Source organism: Pseudomonas sp. NFX98 (genome assembly GCF_047784845.1).
Classification (GTDB): domain Bacteria; phylum Pseudomonadota; class Gammaproteobacteria; order Pseudomonadales; family Pseudomonadaceae; genus Aquipseudomonas.
In genome coordinates this window covers 155045-177280 of sequence record NZ_JBLNNF010000016.1, presented here as the reverse complement: position 1 = coordinate 177280, position 22236 = coordinate 155045, and the positions used below count along the sequence as shown (strand labels likewise).

Annotated in this window: 19 protein-coding genes; all 19 read right to left on the bottom strand. The window is 62.3% G+C overall.

Annotation, left to right across the window (positions count from 1 at the left end; translation table 11 throughout):
* Nucleotides 1-471 precede the first annotated feature (471 nt).
* The gene (locus ACM110_RS21470; protein ID WP_416129367.1) at nucleotides 472-1368 is read right to left on the bottom strand and encodes a CsgG/HfaB family protein; all 897 of its coding nucleotides are present in this window, start codon (nucleotides 1366-1368) and stop codon (nucleotides 472-474) included.
* A gap of 30 nt (nucleotides 1369-1398) precedes the next feature.
* Entirely contained in the window at nucleotides 1399-1818 is a 420-nt protein-coding gene (locus tag ACM110_RS21465; protein ID WP_338586003.1) for a curli assembly protein CsgF, read from the bottom strand.
* Nucleotides 1815-2198, bottom strand: coding sequence for a curli production assembly/transport protein CsgE (csgE, locus tag ACM110_RS21460; RefSeq protein ID WP_416129366.1), 384 nt, complete (start codon nucleotides 2196-2198; stop codon nucleotides 1815-1817). The genes ACM110_RS21465 and csgE overlap by 4 nt, the downstream gene beginning before the upstream one ends.
* On the bottom strand, nucleotides 2195-2734 hold the full coding sequence (locus ACM110_RS21455) for a type II secretion system protein (RefSeq protein ID WP_416129365.1): 540 nt from the start codon (nucleotides 2732-2734) through the stop codon (nucleotides 2195-2197). The genes csgE and ACM110_RS21455 overlap by 4 nt, the downstream gene beginning before the upstream one ends.
* A complete protein-coding gene (locus tag ACM110_RS21450; protein ID WP_180206144.1) occupies nucleotides 2709-3083 on the bottom strand; it encodes a type II secretion system protein in 375 nt (124 codons plus the stop codon). The genes ACM110_RS21455 and ACM110_RS21450 overlap by 26 nt, the downstream gene beginning before the upstream one ends.
* A 4-nt stretch (nucleotides 3084-3087) precedes the next feature.
* Nucleotides 3088-3561, bottom strand: a complete 474-nt coding sequence (locus tag ACM110_RS21445; protein WP_416129364.1) for a type II secretion system protein — start codon at nucleotides 3559-3561, stop codon at nucleotides 3088-3090.
* Between the two features lie 2 nt (nucleotides 3562-3563).
* Nucleotides 3564-5396: a secretin N-terminal domain-containing protein gene (locus ACM110_RS21440; protein WP_416129363.1), complete on the bottom strand. Its 1833-nt coding sequence runs from the start codon at nucleotides 5394-5396 to the stop codon at nucleotides 3564-3566.
* A complete protein-coding gene (locus ACM110_RS21435) occupies nucleotides 5393-5902 on the bottom strand; it encodes a hypothetical protein (protein WP_416129362.1) in 510 nt (169 codons plus the stop codon). Before ACM110_RS21435 ends, ACM110_RS21440 begins: the two co-directional genes overlap by 4 nt.
* Nucleotides 5902-6450 carry a GspMb/PilO family protein gene (locus tag ACM110_RS21430; protein ID WP_338585995.1) on the bottom strand — a complete coding sequence of 183 codons (549 nt, stop codon included), beginning with the start codon at nucleotides 6448-6450 and terminating at the stop codon, nucleotides 5902-5904. Before ACM110_RS21430 ends, ACM110_RS21435 begins: the two co-directional genes overlap by 1 nt.
* The gene (locus tag ACM110_RS21425) at nucleotides 6437-6982 is read right to left on the bottom strand and encodes a PilN domain-containing protein (RefSeq protein ID WP_416129361.1); all 546 of its coding nucleotides are present in this window, start codon (nucleotides 6980-6982) and stop codon (nucleotides 6437-6439) included. The genes ACM110_RS21430 and ACM110_RS21425 overlap by 14 nt, the downstream gene beginning before the upstream one ends.
* Before the next feature lies 1 nt (nucleotide 6983).
* On the bottom strand, nucleotides 6984-7787 hold the full coding sequence (locus tag ACM110_RS21420; RefSeq protein WP_416129360.1) for a hypothetical protein: 804 nt from the start codon (nucleotides 7785-7787) through the stop codon (nucleotides 6984-6986).
* Nucleotides 7768-9474 carry a GspE/PulE family protein gene (locus tag ACM110_RS21415; protein WP_416129359.1) on the bottom strand — a complete coding sequence of 569 codons (1707 nt, stop codon included), beginning with the start codon at nucleotides 9472-9474 and terminating at the stop codon, nucleotides 7768-7770. The genes ACM110_RS21420 and ACM110_RS21415 overlap by 20 nt, the downstream gene beginning before the upstream one ends.
* Nucleotides 9475-9558: 84 nt before the next feature.
* Nucleotides 9559-10092, bottom strand: coding sequence for a response regulator (locus ACM110_RS21410; RefSeq protein WP_338585991.1), 534 nt, complete (start codon nucleotides 10090-10092; stop codon nucleotides 9559-9561).
* Between the two features lie 221 nt (nucleotides 10093-10313).
* On the bottom strand, nucleotides 10314-11267 hold the full coding sequence (locus ACM110_RS21405) for a peptidylprolyl isomerase (RefSeq protein ID WP_416129358.1): 954 nt from the start codon (nucleotides 11265-11267) through the stop codon (nucleotides 10314-10316).
* 13 nt (nucleotides 11268-11280) lie between these two features.
* Nucleotides 11281-12822, bottom strand: a complete 1542-nt coding sequence (locus ACM110_RS21400; protein ID WP_416129357.1) for an ABC transporter substrate-binding protein — start codon at nucleotides 12820-12822, stop codon at nucleotides 11281-11283.
* A 9-nt stretch (nucleotides 12823-12831) separates the two neighbouring features.
* Nucleotides 12832-13470: an SCO family protein gene (locus tag ACM110_RS21395; RefSeq protein ID WP_416129356.1), complete on the bottom strand. Its 639-nt coding sequence runs from the start codon at nucleotides 13468-13470 to the stop codon at nucleotides 12832-12834.
* Entirely contained in the window at nucleotides 13467-14120 is a 654-nt protein-coding gene (locus tag ACM110_RS21390; protein WP_416129355.1) for an SCO family protein, read from the bottom strand. The genes ACM110_RS21395 and ACM110_RS21390 overlap by 4 nt, the downstream gene beginning before the upstream one ends.
* Nucleotides 14121-14132: 12 nt before the next feature.
* A complete protein-coding gene (locus ACM110_RS21385) occupies nucleotides 14133-16085 on the bottom strand; it encodes a cytochrome D1 domain-containing protein (RefSeq protein ID WP_416129354.1) in 1953 nt (650 codons plus the stop codon).
* 168 nt (nucleotides 16086-16253) lie between these two features.
* Nucleotides 16254-22097, bottom strand: a complete 5844-nt coding sequence (gene mnxG, locus ACM110_RS21380) for a manganese-oxidizing multicopper oxidase MnxG (protein ID WP_416129353.1) — start codon at nucleotides 22095-22097, stop codon at nucleotides 16254-16256.
* Between the last annotated feature and the right edge of the window lie 139 nt (nucleotides 22098-22236).

The following is a 22236-nucleotide window of genomic DNA, read 5'->3' as shown; positions in this document are numbered from 1 at the left end:
TTGATCTTGATCCACCCGCCCCATCGGCAGGCTGAGTGGAGGCGTTCATCCGGGGGTGGGCGCGCAGCGCCGTGCGGCGAAGCCGCACACATCGAGAGGAGGTCGTCGCGAAGCAGACCGGAGGCGATGCCCCCGGATGAATGCCGGAGCGAAGGAACCCCGAGCCTTAGCGAGGGGCCGTACGTAAGGGGCGAGACTTTTTGGTTCCTTTTGTGGCGTTTGACAAAAGGGACTCGCCGTAAGGGCGAAACCATAAGCCGCCGTTACCGCAGAAATGGATATGTACACGATCAACTAAACCCCGGCCGGCTATCAGGGAGCCATCGCTGGCAAGCCAGCTCCCACAGGGTCAAAGTACATTCGAAAATTACTGGTCGCCTGACACATAGCCATCGCGGGCAAGCCTTGCTCCTACAGAAGCGGCACCGGGTATACCCGCAAGAACCAGGTCGGCCCGAAGGCCGCCTCGGTTCACTCATCCGAACTAGAACCCGAACCCGAACCCGACTCCGACCCCTCAGGCACCACTTTGGCCTGGGTCAGATACCGATCCAGCGTCTCGTTCTGCGTAGACACCGAGTTATCCCCCGCCACCTGCCACAGATGCCGCTCGATCCCCTGCGCCAGCAAATGCCCCACCGCCGATTCGATCGCCGACAACACACACAACTGCGCCGGTTCGTTGGTGGTGTAGCCGACTTCGGCTTCGAGCAACTTCTTGAACTCGATGAACTTGAATACCCCGGCACTGCGGCCCACGGAGTAGATGGTCTTGCTGGTCATCACGTTGGCGAGTATCTGGCCGCTGCGCACGTCCACCGCCCGCAGGTTCACGGTGACCTGGTCCACGCGGTATTCCCGGGAAATATCGATGCCCAGGTAACGTGCCCCTTCCCCGCCGCTTTTCACGTTGGTGTCATAGGCGATGATCCCGCCTTCGAGCATCATGTTCGCCGCTTGCAGCGGTGGCAGTTCACCCTGAATGTTCATCGGGGTATTGGGCTTTTTCTGCGAGGCGCGAATGATCTTGCGCTCGGTCAGCAGGTTCTGCAGCCCTTCACGTTCCAGCACCACGAACCAGCCGCTGGCCTGCATCGCGTCCATCAGCATGCTCGCCGCACCCTGGGTGACGCTGGTGGAAAACGAGCTGGCGGGCGTCGGTTTGTACTGTCCGGTCTGGTCACGGAAGCCATACACCACCGCCATCAACCGGCCCTTGGGTCGTGGCATGTTGATCAAGTCGTAATAGGTCGACGCCCGTGGTGTCAGGGTCGGGGTTTCGGTGTCCTGTTCGGCCCCGATCGGCTCGCGCAGGCTGCAGCCTTGAAGTGCTGCCAACAGCATCCCTAGCAAAATTATCTTTTTCATGTCCGTTGCTCCCCGTCAGCCCAAATCCCCTCAAGGGGCCAGGCCATTAACCTTGATTTCCGACACTTCACCGGTCGCTCGGTCGGTCACTTGGATCGTCAGTTGCCCTGAGTCGTCGAGGACGTTGACGATGAAAGCGTCCGTAGACAGGCTCCCGGTATTGCCGGTGGAGATGTTGTCCAGCAGTTGCCCCAGCAATCGCGATTGCAACTGGCTGCTGAAACGCTCCAGGGCCGAGGTTCCGGTCAGCGTGGCGCGGTCCTTCAAGTCCGGATCGTCATAGTCGTTCTGCGCCTGGGCGTTGTTGAGCAGCCAGGTGCCGTTCAACGGGTTGCCGCCAAACGAGGGGTTGATGGGCGTGTAGACCAGCTCCGTGGCCTGGACCAGGCCGAAACTGCCCAGCCCGAGCAAGCACAAACCGGTGCGCTGCAAGAACGTTTTCGTTTTCATAGTTCGTCCCTCTCAAGGTCCGTGGTGTCCTGCAACAAGGCTTCCAGCTTGCGCTGGACAATCTGCCCGCGTACCCAGTCGGCGGCGTCATAAGCCTCGTCCTTGAGCTCCACGGTGTTCGGCGGCAGGAAACGCCGGTAAACCAAACGTTGTTGAAATTCCACGGTCACCAGGCTGCCCCAGCGAGCCGAAGGTCGTTCGCGTACCACCAGGTTGAAATCCATCGGGCTGGTGGCCCGCAGGCGTTCACTGAACGAGTAGTAAAAGTCGTGGCCGATGTGCGAGATCGTGTCGTCGATGATGAACCCGAGCATTTCGTCTTCTTCGGCGACCACCGAAGTGCTCAACACCAGGATCAACGCCAGGCAGAACCGGTTCATGGCTGCACCGCCTGTGGCGATTGCGACGGGCCTTTGGCCGGGCCTGATGCGCCATCAAGGAAGGCTTTCTCGGCCACGAACTGCCAGTCTTTGTAGCTGGCCATGCCGTTGAAATCCGACCATTGAGTGGGAAAGTCCGCCTGCTTCAGCGGCTTGTCGGTGGACGGGCTGCTGAGGCCGGTGATGCGTCCGTCGAAGCCGCGCATCAGGAACCATTCGCCGCCGCCAATCGGGTCCGGGTACAGCTGGCGGAGGTGGTGCTTGGCATTGGGAAAACGCTCGTCCTGCAGCAGGTCGGCCAGTTCTTTCGGGTACTGCGCCAGGCCCGGCGAACTGCGGTAGTAGCTGCGCAGCGCCTGGGCGTATTGAGTGCCGACCCACAGCAACTGGCGTTCGCGGTCACGGCGCGAGGCGGTGGACCACAACTCGCCGGCACTGGCCAGGCCCATGCCCATCACCATGATCAGGAACAGCACACCCAGGTAGGTGAAGCCGTCCTCTGATGCAGGCTTACCACTCGGAATAAAGGCTGCCATCACGCGCCCTCCCTGTGGCACCGCTCTTGATATCGGCAACGCCGCCGGCCACGCCTTCAGGCGGCGCAACCATGACCCAGGCGTCCTTGCGTTCGGCAATCGGGTCCATCGGTGGGTTGCGCAGGTAACGCTGCTCGACCAGTTGTTCGATGGAATCGGGATAACGCCCGGTGTCGCCGTAGTAGTGATCCAGTGCTTCACGCATCGCCGACAGGCTCTGGCGCAAGGTGGTCTCTTTGGAGGCCTCCAGGCTGTTGAAATAGCGCGGCAAAGCGATGGTCATCAGCGTCGCGATGATTGCCATGACCACCATCAGTTCCAGTAGGGTAAAACCCTTTTCCCGACGCATATGCTCACCACTCCCGGTAGGCGATGCCGTTGAGGCCTTTGCCGCGGGCCTTGGAGTAGACGTCAAAGACGTCCTGCCCATCCCGCGGGTTTTCAGCGGTGCTGTCGTAGGAGCGCAAGCCCCAGCCGCCTTCGTCGTCACGCTTGACCGCCGCCAGCGGGTCGTGGGGCACGCGCCGCAGGAAAAAGAACTTGGCGCCCTTGGCACTGCGCACATCACGCACGCCTTCGACCAGTACTTGCAGGTTCGGCGGGTAGCCGCTGCTGTTCAGCGACTTCTCGATGTAGCCCGCATCGAATGCCCGTTTGTAGGCGTCGATGGCATCGCGGATCTGGTACAGCGAAGTACGCAGTTCCTCCTCCTTGCCCCGGCGCACCACGGTCTCGGTCAGCGGCGCGGCCATGCCGGCCAGCAGGCCGATCAGGGACAGCGTCACCACGACTTCGATCAAGGTAAAACCGCGTTGCGAGGCGTTCATGATCAAGGCTTCCCGACGGTAACGGTGGTAGCGATCGGTGCGCTCATGCCATTGGCCCGAACCTCTTCGACTTCGACCTTCGAGCGATCCGGCGCCTGGATGTGCATGCTGGTTTCGGTGCCGGTAGGGAATTCCATGTCCGACGGGCTCTGGTACGGCAGGTTGCGCACGATCCGCGGCGTGATCGACAACACCAGCTCGGATTTGCTGACGTCGTCCTTGTTGCTGCCGAACAACCGGCCCAGGCCGGGAATGTCGCCAAGGCCAGGAATCTTGTTGCCGGTGCTGCCATGGTCGTTGCGCATCAGGCCGGCGAGGATCTGGGTTTCGCCGTCGTGCAGGCGCAAGGTGGTCTGCGCGTTGCGGGTATCGACCTGGACCGGGATCGTGCCCTGGCGGGTCGGTTCCAGCGGCGTGGCGTTACTGACTTCCAGCGCCACTTTGATCGCCACTTCGTTGTTCAGGTGCACGGTTGGCTGCACTTCCAGTTTCAAACCGACATCGAGGTAAGTCACGCTTTCGGTGATCACCGGTCCCTGGGTCGACGGCACCGACGTGGCGCTGATGATCGGCACGCGCTGACCGATGTGGATACGCGCCTGCTCGCGGTTGCTGACGCGGATCACCGGGCTGGCCAGGGTGTTGATGTCTTTGTCTTGCGCGTTGATCTTGGCCTGTGGCGACGGCGAAATGGTGATCCGGCTGGAGTTGATGCCTTTGAGCTGATCGAGAATCGTCACCGCCGAACCATCGCTGTTGACCACGCCGAAGGTGTTCGGCCATTGCAGGCCCAGGTCGAGGATCCGTTGGGTGGCGACTTCCATCACTTCCACTTCCAGCACCACTTCAGGGTTGGACTGGTCTTGCGATTGCAGGAGTTTCTCGGCCATGCGCACGGCGTCGCCGGTGTCGCGCATGGTCAGGGTGTTGAGGCGTTCATCGACGAACACGTCGCGGGTCTTGAGCATGGTCTTGATCATGTTCAGCGCGGTGTTGGCATCGATGCTGGTCAGGTAGAAGGTGCGCATCACCAGTTCCTGATAATCCTTGAGCTTCTGCGGCGAATCCGGGTAGATCAGCAAGGTGTTTTCGTTCACCACTTTCTGGTGCAACTGGTTCTGTTGCAGCAGCAGTTCCACGGCGTCTTCGATGCGCACGTCACGCACGAAGATCGTGGCTTTCATGTCCGGGCGCAGGTCCTTGTCGAAGATGAAGTTCAAACCGGCCACCTGGGACAGCACTTCGAAAATGGTTTTCAGGTTGGCGTCGCGAAATTCCAGGGTCACCGGTTTGTCGAGGCGAGTGCGCAGTTGTGGATAAGGAATCACGTTGCGGCTCTGCACCAGGCGAATATTGCCTTGCAGTTCCAGGGCGCCTTCGTTGTTCGGGTCCAGTTCAAGAATCTGCCGCACTTGGCGTTCGGACCCGTAGATGTCGCCCCGGCGCAGGTCGCCACGGGCCAGTTCGAGTTTTTCATCGAGGCTGCGCATGTGTTCCAGTTGACGCATGGCGTCCTGGGCCCGGCGATTATTCGGCTCGATGGTCAGCACCCGTCCGTAACCCATGCGTGCCGAAGCGAAATCACGCTGGGCGCGGTCCATTTCGGCCTGGGTCAGCAGCGCGGTGATCGCGCGGGCACGGGCGGTGTTGAGGGCAATGTGCAGTTCGGTGTCGCGAGGGTTTTCGCGCAACCCTTCCTCGATCCTGGCCAGTCCGGCTTCATACTGACCTTGTTCGATCAGGTCAGAGGCTTCTTCCTTGGCGACCTGCGCCGAGCTGCATGCGGCCAGCCCTGCACAAAGGCACAGGCTTATCAGCAAACGGGACTTGTTCATTGCGCGCTCCCCACAGACAACGTCTGGGACAAATGCAGAGGCAAATAGACCAGGCTCAGTTCCAGATCGGAAATCCCCTCGATCTTCCATGTTTCGTCGATCACATCCCCTTTGCGCACGACGTAGATCTTTTCGCCGCTCTGCAAGAACACTTGCAGATCGGTGCGGTCATCCATGCGGCCAATGAACTGGAAAGGCATCGGCGGTGCAGTGGGGGCCTGCACGACCGGAGCAACGTTGACGGGTTGTTCGGTGACGCTGGCAAGCGTTGGCGCAGCCTTCCAGCTGCGGGCGGCGAACAGGTCGCCGGCCGGGCTCAGGTCCTTGATCGGCGCTGCCGCTGCGGCGGCTTTGGCGGCCGACGACGTCTTGCCTTTGGCGGGCGTGGCGACGGCGGCGACGTCCACGTCACTGTCATCGGCCTGCTTGAAGTAATCGGGCAACCAGGTCAGCGCCGCCGCTACACCGAAGAACGCCACCCAACCCACTACGCGTTTGGTATTCATCATGACCTCGACAGGTAAAGGGTCATGCGGATCCGGCCGGTCAGGTCGGTGTCGGCGATCTTTTTACGCTGGAACTCCACGTCCTCCACCACCACCGCCGGCAACTGGCCGAGCAAGGCGTGCAGGAAGCGCCGCAGTTGCGGGTAGCTGCCACGCACCGGCAGCAGAATCTGATAACGGGCCAGGTGCGTTTTCGGATCGATGCCCAGCGAATACTCGCCTCGCGCCAGGGTGATGCGTTCCTGGGCGGCCAGCGCGTAGATCTTGTCGATGGCCACGGTGGCCTGCGGCTGGGACGGCAACTTGCTGCGGAAATCATCGAGCTGGCGTTGCGGCACCACCGGCGCGGCCACGGTGCCGTCTTCCACCTTGGCCAGGTACTCGCTGGCTTCGCGGGTCTGCTGGCTCAGGTGCTGCAACGATTGCCAGTCCGGCAGCAAACCGGCCAGGCCGTAAGTCAGCGCCACCACCAGCACCGCCAGCCCTGCCAGGCCCGGAACGCCGAGGCTTTGCAGGTATTCGTGGACGATCAATCTAGGGATTTGCATCGCCAATCTCCCAGGTAGCCGACAAGTTGAATTGCACCGGATGTTCCGGCACGTTGGCGACGATTTCGTGGCTGAGCAGCGACACATCGGACAGCTCGTCGCTGGCTTCGAGGCGGCGGTGGAAGTCGAGCATGGCGTCCAGGTCCCGCGCCTCGGCACTGATCCGCACCTGGCCTTTGCGGGCATCCGGGGTCAGGGTCAGCAAGGCGATGTTGTCGCGTTGCATGGATTCGAGCGTGGCGAACAGGCGTTCCCAAGGGCGGCGCAATTGCTGCGAGACCTTGCGCATCTCGGCCAGGTTCTGTGCCTGCTCGCGGGTTTCCGCCGGGGTCAGGCTGATCTTGCTGCCGGTGTCGCCAGTGAGCACGCGTTGCGCAGTTTGCAGGTGACCTTGCTGTTGTTCGGCCTCCCCGCTGAGGTGTTGCTGAATCACCATGCAGGTCAGCGCCAGCATCACGCCAGCGACCAGCAGGCTCCAGCCCAGTGGCGTCGAGCGGCGGCGTGGCTGAAAGTCGAGCATCAGGGCGCGCATGTCAGGCCACCGCCCGGGACATGACGTACAGGCAATCGTGTACGGCTGTCCGGTCCTCTTCGAGGGTCCGCAGGTGCACACCGGGAACGTCCGGGTGCGAGTCGATGCGCGCCGGGGCGTGCAGATAAACATTCAGTGGCCGTTCGCTGGTGGACGCCTGCAATTGGCTTTCGCGGCCGATCAGCGCGGTCAGCGCGGCATCGCTGTCGCTGCTGCCCACCGAACGCACCGCCGCCCAGCGACCTTCGCGCGCCACCAGCAACACACTGCGCACCGGCTCGGCGACCACGAAGAGAAAGTCCCCGGCGTCGAAGCTTTTGTCGAAGTGGTTGAAGGCCGCCATCAGGTACGGCTGCACCGAACGCAGGCGCAAGCCACGACCCGTGACCAGAGTCCGCAGGCGTTCCAACAGGTCTTGCGGCAATGCCGTGGCGACCCGGTCGTAGCCGGCAGGTTCGGCCGAAAGCACCAGGTTCCAGGGTTGGCTCGGGACCCCGTAGAGGTCTTCGAAGCACAGTTGGGCAAACCCGCGCAGTTCTTCGGGGCTGCTGATCTGCTCGCTCCAGGGCACCAGGCAGAAACGGCTGAAGTGCCCGGAGATGACCACGGTCAATTCCGCACCGGCGCGGGCATGTTCGCCCAGCAAACGGTCGAGAGTTTCCAGGGCCACGGTCCAGGCCTGAAAGCCTTCGTCGATGTAGCCGACGCTGCCCAGCCACAGGGTTTGACTGCCCTTGCGCTGGCCGAGGCCGACACCACTGGCGCCGAGGACGGCGACAAATTGCTCACGAGATAAAAGTGACACGATTGATCTCCTCGAGAGTGGTCCGGCCTTGTTGCACCAGTTCCAGCGCGGATTCGCGCAGCAGGCGCAAGCCACGTTTGCAGGCGTGGGCCTTGATTTTCGAAATGGGTTGGCGCTCGACGATCATTTGCCGCAGCTCATCGTCCAGGTGCAGCAGCTCGGCAATCGCGCTGCGCCCGCGGTAACCGGTGCCACGGCAATGGCCGCAGCCCTTGCCATGCACGAATTGGTAGTGCGCGACGTTTTGCGGATCGAGGCCGGAGGCTTCCAGCTCTTCTTCGTTCGGCGTGTAAGGGGCGCTGCAGCTGACGCAGACCAGGCGAATCAAGCGCTGGGCTAGCACCGCGTTGAGCGCGGAGACCAGGCTGTAGGGGTCGATTTCCATTTGGGTGAAACGGCCGATCACGTCGAATACGTTGTTGGCGTGAATGGTGGTGAACACCAGGTGTCCGGTGAGTGCCGATTGCACGGCGATCTGTGCGGTGTCCGGGTCACGGATTTCACCGACCATGATTTTGTCCGGGTCGTGGCGCAGGATCGAGCGCAGGCCTCGGGCGAAGGTCAGGCCTTTCTTTTCGTTGACCGGGATTTGCAGCACGCCCGGCAGTTGGTATTCGACCGGGTCTTCGATGGTGATGATCTTGTCCACGCCGTGGTTGATCTCGGTGATCATCGCGTACAGCGTGGTGGTCTTGCCGCTACCGGTCGGGCCGGTGACCAGCACCATGCCGTAGGGTTCGGCGGCCAGGCGGCGCAGTTGGCGCAGGGTTTCTTCTTCGAAGCCCAGGGCCTGCAATTGCACACCGCAGACCTTGTCGGCGAGGTCCTGTTTGTCGAGCACCCGCAGCACGGCGTCTTCACCGAAAATGCTCGGCATGATCGATACCCGGAAGTCGATCTGCCGGCCGCTGATGCCGATCTTGAAGCGACCGTCCTGAGGCACGCGTTTCTCGCCGATGTCCAGTTCGGCCATGACCTTGACCCGGGAAATCACCTGTTCGGCGAACTCGTTGCCCTGGATCTTGCTGATGTTGTTGAGGACGCCATCGATGCGGTACTTGATCACCAGACCGCTGCCGGTGGTGCCCAGGTGAATGTCGCTGGCGTGCATTTTCAAGGCGTCGTACAGGGTCGAGTTGACCAGCTTCACCACCACGCTGGAGTCTTCGCTGATGCTGGTCAGGGACAGGCTTTGCAGGGTATCGATTTCGGTGCTGCCGTCAGCCTGTGCGTTGAGCGACTCCACCGCGTGGAAGCTTTCTTCGTGGCGGGCCAGGTAGGCTTTCAGGTCGTCGGCGTGCACCAGGTACAACGGCGCGCCGTGCAGGCAATCGTCGATCCAGGCCAGGCGGGCCGTGTCGAAGGGGTCGGCGAACACGCCGATGACCGCGTCGTCGTGACGCAGCAGGGTGAATTCGCGCTTGAGGCATTGGGCCAGGGTGACCCGATCGAAAACCGGCGTGGCTTGAAACAGGCTGTCGGTGTCGAGCACCGGATAATGCAGGGTAGCGCCCAGGCACTGGATGAAGGGCATGGGGGCCAGTTCGCAGAGCTCACCGAGGGCTTGCAGAACCCGCTCGCCGGAAGTGGCGGCCAGCGACCGCGCCTGAGCCAATTGCTCACTGGTAAACCGGGTCGGTACACAGTCCAGCGGCACAGCATCGACGACAAGTGATAGACGGTCCATGGCTTGCTCTCCAACGCCCGGGGCTTTGAGCCCTGTCGGCGCGGCGAGCTATTTCGGCGGGGGCCGGAACGTCTTGTCGCGCCACTACTCCCCGGTGAGCAATTGTTCGTCGTCTGGCGCTGTGGAGGCCGTGGTACTTCGTCGGCGATCTGCAAGCACCCAACTACCGTCGTACAACTGCAGCGGGAAATTTTCGGTCCTGCTCTGGCGTCGTTCGACGAATCCTTCGGATGTGCTCATGCCCGCTCTGGGTTCGCGCTGCTTTCCTAGAAGATCCAGCACTGCCCGGGCCAATTCCGCCAACGGAAACGGTTTGAACAGGATGTGGCTGACTCCCAGTTGCCGGGCCCGTTCGCAAACCTCTGCGGTGGGGTGCCCTGTGATCAGCACAAAATGACAATTCCTGTTCTGGCGGACGGCATCGAGCACCTGAAAGCCTTCCATATCGGGCAAGCGGTAATCGAACACCATCACATCGGGTGCGAAATCGTTAGCTTCAACGATTCCTTGCGCACCGTCGTGAGCAATCCGGACGTCCAACTCTTGCGCCTGCAGGTAACCCTGGAGGTTTTCTGCAAGAAGTTGTTCGTCGTCAACAACCAGTACTTTGTTTAACAAGGTGGACTCCTTGAAACCGCAGGTCCGAATACCGAACCTGGCGGAGTGCGCGCCTTACAAGGTCTAACGCACACTTCATGCCAGGCTGAGCGCCGGTAATTTTATGTATTCATGTCCTTGAATTTAAAAGCAATGCCTTTTCGTCCACATACCCCACCCCCAAAAGCGGGGAAAACCGATCGGATGTGGATTGATGCTTTTCCCCACTTTTGGGGGAAAGCTCAATCGTCGTCAACCCGCTCGATCCGATTGCTGGAACGCAGCTGCGCCAGAACCTGTAGACGCGCCTGAACCTGTTTCTGTCGGGCAAGGTAAGCCCGAACCATGTCAAGTCCTTGCTCCTCTGTGACATCGGCTGCCTCCATTCGGTTCTGTAAATAAATCAAATGCCATCCCACCGCCGTGCGCACCGGTTCACTGACCGCGCCGGGCGCCAGGGCAAAGGCTGCCGCGTCGAACTCCGGCAGCATGCGACCCCGTGAAAAATAGCCCAAATCACCGCCCTGGCTGGCCGAAACGTCCTCGGAACCGCTCCGGGCGACGCTGGCAAAGTCCTCGCCCTGAGCGATACGCGTACGCATTGCCTCCAAGCGTAGTCTCGCCGATGAAACAGTGGAAGCCTCCGCGCCCTGAGGCACTTTGATCAGGATATGCCTGACCTGAATCTCCTCGGGCCTCTTCATCTCGGCGCGATGCTCTTCAAAAAACGCCCGCACCTGTTTTTCGTCCGGCTCGGTGACCTTGGTCAGTTCGGCAAACATCTGCTGGGCCGTCAGGTCACGGCGGGTGTATTCGATGTAGGCCGCCTCATCGAAACCGGCGTCTTCCAAACGTCGGGCGAACACTTGCGCGCCGCCCATGGCTTGACGCGTCTGGTCGATTTGGCTTTGCACCGTGGCATCGCTGATCACCACGCCTCGCTTGACCGCTTCCTGCCAGAGCAGCTCCTTGTCGATCAAGGCGTCCAGTGCCGCTTTGCGCAACTGCTTGTACGCGCTGGGGCTGCGGATGCTGGCGACCGCCCGGCCCTGGTCTTCCAGGTATTCGGCGAAATATCGCTCCAGGCGCATCTGCGAAATTTCCTCGCCATTGACCCGCGCCGCGACCTGGCCATTGCTGCAAAACGCAGCGGGCACCCATAACGTCAACAGAATCAGCACAGTGTTGAGTTTCATGTTCAGCCTCCGGTCAGGGCATGGCGGCAATGGGTTTATAAGGGGCAACCAGATAGAAACGCTGGTCGGGCAGGTCAACCGTGACCACATGGGCACCGTTCAGGCCCAGGCGACGGCCCGGTCCGAAGCTGATCAGCGGGGTCAGGCCGGTATCGAAGTCATGCAGTCCTTCCAGCGCGGTGACCAGTCTCTCGCGGCTGGCATCGCGCCCGGCCTGCTTCATGCCTTCGCTGAGCAGCATCATCGAACTGAACGCGCCGACTTGCAGGACCGCGTGCTCGCCACCGAGTTGCTGGCGTTCGCGCAACTGGGTCAGGGCCAGACGCCCGGCGATCGTCCAGTCGCTGGGTACGAACGGATACGCGAGGAACACCCGTCGGGAGAAACCACTGGGCACCTGCAGCAAATCACCCGCTACCTGATTCGACGCGGCAAACAGGTAAGGCACCTGCCCCGCTGTGTTCAATCGCTCGGCCAGGTGACTGAAACCGCCGCTATTGCCCAGGTAAAACACCGAGCGCGAACCCAACGGCAATTCGTCCTGCGCCGATTGATAGATTTGCAGACGGACTTTCTGCCAGGCGTTGTCTTGCAGGTACTTGGCGAGATTCTCTGCTGCCAGCCGTTGGCCGGGCTCGTCCGGGTAGGCGATCAGCGTCGGCCCCTGCAACACTCGCAGGCTCGCGGCTGCATAGTTGGCCAGGGCAATCATCTGCTCGCGCAACCCCGGCAGCGGTTCGAAAATCTGCCGGCTGACCTGAGTCGTGCCTTGCAATGACAAAGGTCCGATCAGCGGTACACCGGCCTGTTCCAGGCGCGGTGCCAGCTCCGAGTCGAGCGCCGGCACCAGCGGAGCGATCAGGGCGAACACCTGTTCCTGTTCGATCAGTTGGCTCAGTGCCTGCTCGGCGCTGGCACGATCCGGACCGGGATCGAGAATGGTCAGGCGCAACTGCCGGCCATGAATCCCGCCCGCCTCATTGATCCGTGCGATACACCCCCTGAGCACCGCCGCCACCGTGACGCCCTCCTCGCTCAACGCCCCGGTGCTTGGCAACAACGTGCCCAGATGCAGGCTGTCAGGGCTCAGGCCCGGATCACGGTCATCGGCCAGGCGCTTGAGGTACGCCGTGAGGTTGCGCTGATCGTTCATCGACAGCACGAACTTCGGCATGGCCGGATCGAGTCGATTGTTGCCGGGGTCGCGCCCCTCCTGCACCGCCCTGGCTAAGGTGCCGTCGGTATACGCCGGGTAAGTGCGCCCGTTGATCTGCTGCTGGCCATAGGTGCTGGTCAGCCGCGACCACGTCAGGTCCGGTGGTCGCACCCCGCCCTCGGGACGCCCGAGCCCATCGGCGCCGTGGCAGTTGGCACACGGCAGGCTGGTGGCCGGCAGCAACGTGCCCGCCGCCCCGATCCGCGCCATGATCGGCTCACCACTGGCCGACACGCCCTCGCGATACAGGCGTTTGCCGGCGCTTTCGCTGGGGGTCAGCGGCAGCGCCTGGGCAGTCAGGCTGAGCACGAGCAGGCCGAGGATCAGGACGTTTTTCATGGCGCGGACTCAACGGCCAGCCACGGGCATTGTCAGCAACTGCAAGCGCTGGGCAATGGCGGCGGCCGGGGCGTCGGGACGGATTTTGCTCCAGCGTTTGTTGGCCACATCGCCAACGATCAACTGCGTGGAATGCTGCTCGGGGGACGGAATGATCTGGCCGATGCGGGCCAGGACCACGTCCATTTGCGCTTTGTCGCCGGTAAGAAAAAGCCAGTGGGGCCCATCGACGCCCTGCTTCAAGGTGTAAGCCTTGAGTACCGCAGGCGTATCCCGCTGCGGATCACTGGTAAGGGAGATAAAGGTGATGCCGTCCGCCTTGTCGCCCAGCACTTCACGAACTTCCTTGAGCTTTTGGGTGATCAACGGGCAGGCATCGGTGCAACTGGTGAAAATCACATTGAGCAGCACCACGCGGTTCTGCAACGCGTCGCTGTAGAAACGCAGGGTATTGCCGTTCTGGTCCTGCAACGGCGTGTCGGTGAACCAGGTTTTGGCATCACGTGTACCGCCCGCCGGTTGCGCCGCGGCTACCGCTGCCGTCGCAGCAGCAGGTGCCGCAGGTTGCTCATGCTGCTCATGGGAAAAGGCCAGGAAGCTGATGATGCAGAAGCACATCGTCAGGAAGATCAGGGCGAGCGCTTTCATGGTTGATGCTCCATGGCGATGGCAGTGTGCTTGGCGTGGGCGTTGCGCTGGCCGCTGAGTTTCTCGACTTCACGGCTGAGCACCATCGGGTCGGTGAAGCCGTAGTAGCGAGTCCAGTGGCGGCTGTTGCCGTCGCCCACGAGGATCAGCGGCTGGTGGTTCTTGAAGTCGCCGCTGAAGCTGCCAAGGCCCTTGAGCGTTTCGTTGACCGACTGCGGCGAACCGGTGAGCCAGCTCCAGCCCGGGCCGTTCTGGAAGGTGCGGGCGTAGTCGTTCAGGCGCTTGGCGTCGTCGCGTTGCGGGTCGATGCTGATCGACACCAATTGCACCTCGGTGCCGACCCGTGCGCCCAGCTGTTTCTGTACCTTGCCCATGATCGACGACACCACCGGGCACACCGTGGTGCAACTGGTGTAGATGAAGCTCATGACCACGATCTTGTTGCTGACCAGGTCTTTTTCCAGGCGTACGGTCTTGCCGTTCTGGTCCACCAGCGCCACGTCGGCGAACTTGACCTGGGCGCTTTCCGAACTGGCGCTCTTGGGCGGCGTGTGACCGGCGTGCTCATCCGCTGAATGAGCCAGGGCCTGGCCGATACCAACCGCCAACAGACACAGAGTCAGCAGTCCACGGTGTGCAAATCGCTTCATATCGATGTCCTCTCAATGAGTTTCGCCGGGCAGCACCCGAACGCTGGCAAATGTCTGGTCGCCGAAATCCGCACCCAGCGACGCCGCACGTACATGCAGGTACCAGGCGCCTTTCTGGTCAAGCGTTACCGGGGCTTCATAAACGCCGTTGCCGACGTCCAGTGCCGCGACTGCCTGAGGCCGCGAGGATGGCGCCAGGAAGTAACGCACCTGAACGTCCTTGACCCCGCTGCGCTGGGTTTTCTGCTTGCCCTGGACGATGCGAAAACGCACCACGTACGGACTGCCCAATGCGGCCGTGGACTTGTCGAGCATGAACTCGACTTTCGGCGTGCCAACCACTTGCGCGACGTTCGGATTCGCCTCAACCACGGTGCTGAAGCAATGGATGATGTTCGGCTGGTTAAGCAGGAACGCCACGTCGAACCGCCCCGCCGTTGGCAGTTTGATCCGTGCGCTGTACAGCCCCGGCTCGACTTCGCGCAGGCTGCGGTCGATGACCAGCGCTGCCCGCGCCACTTGCCCGCGATTGGGGTAGCCGGACATCGGAGCGTTCATGCCTTCGGCATAGAAGTAAGTGGTGTTGTCGGTCGGGTTGACCACAAACACCGCGTTGTCGTCCCGCGACACCGCCAGGCTCGATGCCAGCGGCAGGTCACCGGCCAGCCGTGGGGCCTTGGTTCCGGCTTCGAAACCCTGGGTAATCGGCTTGCGGCCTTCACCGAGAGACGACAGGTTGATCATCGTCACCCTGGACGAGGCCAGCCCGCGAATGTAGGCATAAGCCTTGGTGAACACCACTTGGTAGGGTTCGGCGGACACGTCCAGTTCATGGATCAGTGCATCGTTGGCCGCATCGATCACCGAGGCCTGGTTCTCCAGGGTATTGAGCACGATGCCGAAACGCCCGTCGGCGCTGAAGCCCATCGGGCCGAGGCCCTGTTTCAGCTTGATCACCCGTCGCACCGACTGGCTCGCAGCGTCAACCACCGTCACGGTGCCGTCCTTGCCATCGGCCACATACGCGGCCCCGGACAGCGGCGAATACACCACCGACAATGGGTGCGAACCGGTCTTGAGCTGTTTGAGCAAGGTCAGGCTGGCGACATCGATGATGCTCACCGTGCCGTCGTCGCGGTTGGTGACGAAGGCAAAGCGGCTGTCCTTGCTGAAGGCGATCTCGTGGTGGCCGCCGCCAGTGGCCAGGTGCTTGAGGGTTTTCAGGCTGCGGGTGTCGATGACGGTGACCCCGGATTGCTCCGCTGTCTTGGCGTTGTTGCCGACCCACAGCAGGCGCTCGTCCGGTTGCAAGGCCACGCGCACCGGGTTGCTGCCGGCCGCGACCGAATCGAGCAACTTGAATTGTTCGGTGTCGATCACCGCGACTTCGCCAGCGGTCGGCATCGACACGAACACGCGTTTGTTATCGCGCGGGGTGACCCAGTCCATCGGCGCTTGCTTGATGTCGATCCGCGTCATGGTGCTGGTGATGCCGCCCACCGACACCGACGGGTCCACCACCGAAACGCTGGCATCGCGGTTCATCACCAACACGAAATAGCTGTTGAGATCGAGCAGCGGCCGCGCGCCGATGCTTGATTTGAGGAACACCCCGACCCGGGCTTTGCAGCTTTGGTCGCGACCCTGGGCCTTGTCGGCGGCGACGGTTTCCGGGTCGACCCAGGCGCCGGGAGCAATGCCCGACAGCGGTTGGCCGGAAGTCTTGTCGGTGACGCGAAATTGCACGTCGGCGAACTCACCTTCGCGCAGTACGCCATCCTCGGCCAGCGCCTTGACGTCGAGCGCCACGGACACGCCATCACGCTCAAGGGTCTGGCCGGTCCAGGTGTTGGGCAGTGCCACTTGGTTGAGCAGGGTCGGCGGCGATGTACGCGATACCCCAAGCCAGATCAACGCCCCTGCGACGACGAGCGCACAACTGGCGAATGTGATGGTCCTGTTCATGGCAAAACTCCCCTTCAGATCTGTGTCTGCCTCACTTCTTTGAGCGACATCGCCCCGTAGGAGCAAAGCTTGCTCGCGATGGCGTCAACCGCCTCACTACACAAAACCGGGGTGACCCCATCGCGAGCAAGCTTTGCTCCTACAGGTCGGTGTCACCCCATCACACACCTACGGCGCAGGCGCCGGTTCCGGCTCGTTGGTCACCCGCAACAGCCCCCACAACCCGGCGGTATTACCGAAGGACGCGTTGTCGCGGTACAGGTAGTCCCCCGCTATCGCATTGCTGCCCCCGGCGCTCGGGTGCATGAAGCTGAAGTGCGCCGCCGGCAACACGCTTTCCCGGGCGCCGATGTACATCGACATCGGGTTGTAGCCGAATTTCACCGAACCGATCCCCGGTGTGCCCGTCGGGTAGCCACCCACATCACTCTTCTCCGACACGAACGGGTTCACCGACCAGACGTGACCGTCAAGCTGGAAGGTCGAACCGCGACTGCCACCGGACGGCATCAGGATGTGCGTACGGAACGGTTGCCCCGGCTTGACGTAGAACACCGGCGTTTGCGGATCACCGCCGACCAAGGCGTTGCTGTAGGCCATGTGCGCGTTCGGCACGTCGCCGTAGGTGCCAGGGCTGCCGGCGTGACCGAATGGTGCATCCGGGGCCAGGCCGAAGCGGAACCACATCGGTTCGATCTTGTAGTTGATCGCCATGCTCGCGTTGTCCTTCGGATCGTTCGGCACACCGTTGCCTTCCGAGGCAATGCCTTCCACCGGCCGGCCATTGGCCCAGCGAGTGTTCAAGGCGCGCTGCCAGACCATCGCAAAATCGCGGTAGACGGTCTGGCCCGGCGCGGTCACTGTGGCCGACGCGCGCTTGGCGTCTTCAACCCAGGTCGAACCGATCGGCAGGACGCTCATCGCACCGCCAAGGCCTTTTTGCGGTTGCTTGATGACGTCCGCCGGAGTGAAGTTCAACCCGCCGAACTCCACCGCCGTGGCGTTGATGTTGTCGACGTTGCGCCCCAGTTGGGTGATCGGTTTGCCTTCACGTTCCAGGTGCCCGGCGTAGTACTGATAGGTACGGGTCGGGTACGCACCGGTGCTGCCGACGCGCGGTGGCACGGTCTGGATCGGGTTGGCGCCGACGTTGGCACCGTCCGATTTGGTGATGTCATAAGCCAGCAGTTGCGCGTGCAGGCCGACATGGCTCGATGGCCGCAACAGGTTGTTGTTGAAGGTGGTCGAGCCCATGCCATCGTTGCGGTCACGCTTGGCCAGGCCTTGCATGATCGCAGTCTGGGCCAGGTCCGGCATTACGCTCGGCAGACGGTTTTCCAGGGTGATGTTGATGCAGTCACCGGCCGCCGCACGCAGGATCAGCGGTTCGACAGGCACACCGGGTTTCAACTTGCCGGTGATCGGATCGAGGTCGCCTTTGCGCACATACAGGATTGCGGTCGGGTCATGCAGCGGCCCGCTTTGTCCGCCGATGGTGAAGGTCTCGCCATCTTCAAGATCGGTCACTGTGATTTGCGGAATGCTCACTGGCCGCGAGTTCAGCACCAGGGTGCCGCCCGCCGGTTTCAGCGGCCCGCCGACATGCTGGCCGAGATTCGCCGGATCAGCGATGGACAGGCCCAGCGGATTGCTGAGGATGTCGTTGGCCAGCGCCGCGACCACTTCATAGTTGCGCTGCACGGTTGGCCGGGTGCCAATGCCGTTCGGGTTGGCGCCAATCCGTGGGCAGATGCCGTCGAACGCCACGGTGTTGCGCATGCCGGTCGGTTTCGGATTGTTCGGCACCGCGAACAGGTCGCTGCGTTGCGCCGTGTAGTTGCGCATCACGCCCCAGATGCCGTTCCAGTAACCCTCGATGGACGCGTCCATGGTGTACAGGTAGTCACCGGTGGTCGCCGCCGCGCTGGAAATCATCGACACCGGCGCATTGAAGCCCATCTGCTCGGAGATCCCGACCATCTGCGACGCGCGCCAGCCCGAGTTGGAGCTGTTGCCGAAGCCGGAACCGCTTTGCAGCCACTTCACGCCGTGCAGGGTGACGTTGTGCTCCTCTTCGTGACCGCCGGCATGCACCCGCAGCCGCACGTTGTCACCGGTGTAGGTGCGCAGCATCGGCGTGAACGGATCACCCGGTTCGGCGCCGCCACGGTTGATGTGCGGCGGGAACAGCGTGGTGCCGCCGGTTGGGCCGGTGGCCGCGGTGATCAGGTTCGGCGCCAGGTTCATCGCCGGGATCGCACGGTCGGTACGGCTTTGCATGGCATACGCCAGGTCGCCGCCCAGGCCATCGGCCTGCATGCCGCGCTTGCCGTCCGGGCCGACCTTGTTCGGGTCGTACACCCGCAGGGCCAGCGGTTCGTTGCGGTAGTTGACGACGAACATGCCAGGGTCATCCACCGAGATCGCTTGTGGGCATGGGCGGCTTGGGCAGCCCGGTTTCACGCCGCCGCGCAGCTCGACAACCGCTTCAAGCAACTCGCTGGTGTTGTCACGCACCGGTGGGTTGATCGCGTAGCGGAAGCTGTCGGCCGTGGCCGGGAACGCTTGCGGGTTCGGCACGCCGTTAGGGCCAGCGCCCACGTACACACCGGCTTCATAGGCGTGCTGGAAGTCGCTGTACTCAAGGAAGAACTCGCGGAAGCTGTCGTTCTTGCCGTCGCCATCCAGGTCACCGGTAGAGATCACCGCCTGCCACGAAGTCGGCCCGCCGTCCTGCCGCGCGCCGCTGTACAGAGGCTCGCCGGTTTCGGCGTGGAACCAGGTGGAACCGGCTGGTTCAGCCAGTACGGTGGCATACAGGCCAATCTGTTGGTGAGTCGATGGGCCGAGGTGGTCGTGGGTGAAGATGGTGCCCAGGCCACGGTCGACGCCATAGGTATTCACCACCGGGTCGACGAACCAGCGTTGCATGGCCGTCCGCGCGCCCACCCAATCAGCCCGGCCGTATTGACCGAAGAACGGGTGATTCTTGGCTTTCGGGCAAGCCGGGGTGCCGTCACGCGGGTCGGTGCCTTCGCACTGGTTGAACTCGCGGATGGCGTGGACGCGTTCCTGCACGGCGCCTGGGGAGAGCACGCCGTCTTCGTAGTTCCAGCCGTTGGACGAACCATCGGCGGACACCAGGTCCCACTTCGGCAGGTGAATGTGCTGGCCGATCACGTCGGTCGGCGTGCGCACCTGATAGTCGTCCATCTCATAGGTGGCCGGAATCAGGTTGGTTTGCTGGTACTGCACGCAATCGAAGGTATTCATGCGCATCACCAGAGGTTCTGGCGGACGCTGCTTGGTGATGACCGGCCAGGCGTCTTCCCACAGCGCAAGAATGCGCGCTTGCGGGAAGTGGTAGCCGACCTTGTTGTACACCGCGTCGAACTGGATGTTCGCCGCTTTGTAGACCCGCGGACGGTCCGCGGTGAAGGTCGAGGCACCGATGAACGACATGCCTTCGAGGCGCTCGCCACTGATGAACTCACCGGTGCCGGCGCTGCTGGTCAGGCGTTTTTGCCGGTCATCCATGCACGGTTCGTAGTACGGCGCACCGGCCACCGGCAAGGCGCCGTTGGTGCGGAAGTTGCGCGCCACGATCTGGTTGCCTGGCAGTACGGCAAAGCTTGGGTGATCTTTTTTCGCGTGGAAGGCCATGGCCGCTTGTTCGACTTCCGTGCCCTCCTCGGGCATGTAAATAGGCTTGGCCCGGGTCACAGTCTTGGAGAAGTCCAGCGACGTGGTGATGGTCTCGGCTTCGCCACCTTCAGACACACCGCCCAGGGCATGGCGCGCCAAGCCGCCGTTCCAGCCACCGGATTGGTTCGGGTCGAGGTTGGCCCACAAGGCTTTGCCACTCGCCTTCAAGGCTTGGGCGGTAGCGGCATCGAGCATGTCCAGCGGTGGGGTCGGTGGGCGTTGGCCGACCGAACTTTCCATGCCGCCGATCCAGAATGGATAGCCTGGGTTTTTCAGGGTGCCATCGGCATTGCGGTTGGCTTCGCTGCGATCGACCAGCGCCAGCGAGCCGATGGCTCCGGTGACACCGCCGTCATGATGCTCGCCGTCATCGTTGCCTTCTTCACCGTCATCGTCGTCGTTGGCAGCCACGAGGGTTTCGCCGATTTTCGGTACGACCGCGACTTTGCCCGGCATTGGCGGCATGGCTTTGCCTGGCAGTGGAACGACTGCCGGGATTGGCGTGCCGGCAACGATTTCGCCATCGGGCAAGGCCCGTGCGTCCGCCGCCGGTTTGCCGCTGCGCAGCGCATACGGTTCGCTGTGGAAGCCGTCGGCACCTTGTTGTGAAACTTCGAGTTTGGTGCCTTCTTCAAACACGTCGTGGACCCGCCACATGGCCCACATGCCTTGGGCAAAGTGCGGGTAGAAGTGGCAGTGATAAATCGCATCGCCCGCGACCCGGTTACGGTTGCCGGAACCGCCGTTGGCAATTTCATAGGTGTAGCCGGCGCCCGGCCCGATGCCTTGGGCATCCACGTAGTCGGAGTTGTCGTCATTGGGGTTGAACAGCCACTGATGGCCGTGCAAGTGGAAGATGTGGTGTTCGTAGCCGTTGTGCGTGTTGCGGAATTTGACGAAGTCACCGATGTAGCTGTGAGCGACGTTCGAAGGCTCCGACGGATACAACGCCGTGGTCGCCTTGACCCCGACCTGATCGGCGTTCGGCGTCTGGCCCGGGGTGATGCCTTCCAGCCCGGCGTTGGCCGGTACGTCCACCAGCATCGCCACGTCGCCGACGGTGTGGGCACTGAGGAAGAATTCTTCATAAGCGCAGGAAAGACAATCGTGCATCGGCCCCACACCCAAGCGGTTGGCGAGCACCTCGGCACCCATGCCACCGGCGCCATAGTTGATCATGAACGAGTCGCGAGTCGGCTCCAGCACATGGGCCATGACCGGGTCCGCGAAATAAGCGGGGAACGCTTGGGTGACTGCGGTTTCATCCTGGAACTGCGCGGAGAAATCGCGGAACGGCTCAAGGCGATTGGGGATGGCCGGGTTGCGTTTGCCCAAGGCTTCAAGTGGATAAGTGGAGCTTGGGAAACTGCCGTCGGCGTTGCTGCCCATGACGATTGCATCGGCTTCGCTGGAGATGATTTCATTGCCGTCGACCATGTTGATGATCGGCTTGCCGGCCTTGCCTTCACGAATCCACGGCTCGCGCTGTGGGTAGCGCGCCTGGTAATCGACAATCGGCTGACCGGCTGGCGTGCGCCCGGTGCTGGCCAGACGCATTTCTTCTTCGGTAATGGTATTGCGGTAGCTGCGACCGCCCTTGGGCATGACCGCCACCTGACCGAACAGACCGTTGGCATTGTTGCCGGCCGCGCCCTCGCCACCGAACGTTGCGCCACGGCTGCTCACCACGAACGCACCTTCGCGTTCGGCATACAGGGTGTAGGAACGACTGGCGCCAGGGGCAACCAGTGTGTTGGCGTTGCGCCCGGTATAGGACGCAATGTCATCGATGCTGTTGACCGCTTGCATGCCGTTGACCTGGAAGCCAACGTGACGGTCAGCCGCTTGTTCGTCTGCCTTGAACTGGGTCGCACCGTCACCGATTTCGATGCCTTCTTCCTCTTCACCCTCTTCCTCTCCACCGCCATCGCTGTGGGAGCCGGGGTTGGGCTGGTAGGCCAGCAGGTTTTGCAGGTTGACGGTCAGGCAGTCACCGGCAGCTACGCGCAATACCAGCGGACGCGGACGCTTGTCAGGCCGCAGGGACACTTTGCCCGGCACTGCCGCGCCGCCCTGCTCCAGGGAAACCTGGCGGTCATCGACCACGTCTCGACGCAGGGCGAACATCATGCCGTTGACGTTCTGTGCCCCGAGGCGGTTGAACATCAGCGGCTGATCCAGCGCCACGACGTTGGCCACCAGGTTGCGTTCACAGCGCGCAGCTGCTTCGGCAATCTCGATGCCGAGCATCGAAGCGGCCAACAGCAACCAGGGGAGTATTTGTGGAGCGTGGTAAATGCCGGTCATGATCACGGGCCTCACTGTGGGTGCTCACAGGGAATAATTCTCGACAAAACCCTTTGAGCAATCTGCATGCCATAAAAAATTCAGTTGTTTTTCAGCCAGTTACAATCTTCATTTAGTAAGTCGGGGGAAAAACCCCCAC

Excerpts from the sequence above, each read along its gene's own strand:
- ACM110_RS21470 (WP_416129367.1), bottom strand. The coding sequence starts at position 1,368 with ATGAAAAAGATAATTTTGCTAGGGATGCTGTTGGCAGCACTTCAAGGC.
- ACM110_RS21400 (WP_416129357.1), bottom strand. The coding sequence starts at position 12,822 with ATGAAAAACGTCCTGATCCTCGGCCTGCTCGTGCTCAGCCTGACTGCC.
- ACM110_RS21385 (WP_416129354.1), bottom strand. The coding sequence starts at position 16,085 with ATGAACAGGACCATCACATTCGCCAGTTGTGCGCTCGTCGTCGCAGGG.
- ACM110_RS21440 (WP_416129363.1), bottom strand. The coding sequence starts at position 5,396 with ATGAACAAGTCCCGTTTGCTGATAAGCCTGTGCCTTTGTGCAGGGCTG.
- ACM110_RS21405 (WP_416129358.1), bottom strand. The coding sequence starts at position 11,267 with ATGAAACTCAACACTGTGCTGATTCTGTTGACGTTATGGGTGCCCGCT.
- ACM110_RS21430 (WP_338585995.1), bottom strand. The coding sequence starts at position 6,450 with ATGCAAATCCCTAGATTGATCGTCCACGAATACCTGCAAAGCCTCGGC.
- ACM110_RS21415 (WP_416129359.1), bottom strand. The coding sequence starts at position 9,474 with ATGGACCGTCTATCACTTGTCGTCGATGCTGTGCCGCTGGACTGTGTA.
- ACM110_RS21450 (WP_180206144.1), bottom strand. The coding sequence starts at position 3,083 with ATGCGTCGGGAAAAGGGTTTTACCCTACTGGAACTGATGGTGGTCATG.
- ACM110_RS21465 (WP_338586003.1), bottom strand. The coding sequence starts at position 1,818 with ATGAAAACGAAAACGTTCTTGCAGCGCACCGGTTTGTGCTTGCTCGGG.
- ACM110_RS21455 (WP_416129365.1), bottom strand. The coding sequence starts at position 2,734 with ATGGCAGCCTTTATTCCGAGTGGTAAGCCTGCATCAGAGGACGGCTTC.
- csgE (WP_416129366.1), bottom strand. The coding sequence starts at position 2,198 with ATGAACCGGTTCTGCCTGGCGTTGATCCTGGTGTTGAGCACTTCGGTG.
- ACM110_RS21425 (WP_416129361.1), bottom strand. The coding sequence starts at position 6,982 with ATGCGCGCCCTGATGCTCGACTTTCAGCCACGCCGCCGCTCGACGCCA.
- ACM110_RS21390 (WP_416129355.1), bottom strand. The coding sequence starts at position 14,120 with ATGAAGCGATTTGCACACCGTGGACTGCTGACTCTGTGTCTGTTGGCG.
- ACM110_RS21435 (WP_416129362.1), bottom strand. The coding sequence starts at position 5,902 with ATGAATACCAAACGCGTAGTGGGTTGGGTGGCGTTCTTCGGTGTAGCG.
- ACM110_RS21395 (WP_416129356.1), bottom strand. The coding sequence starts at position 13,470 with ATGAAAGCGCTCGCCCTGATCTTCCTGACGATGTGCTTCTGCATCATC.
- mnxG (WP_416129353.1), bottom strand. The coding sequence starts at position 22,097 with ATGACCGGCATTTACCACGCTCCACAAATACTCCCCTGGTTGCTGTTG.
- ACM110_RS21445 (WP_416129364.1), bottom strand. The coding sequence starts at position 3,561 with ATGAACGCCTCGCAACGCGGTTTTACCTTGATCGAAGTCGTGGTGACG.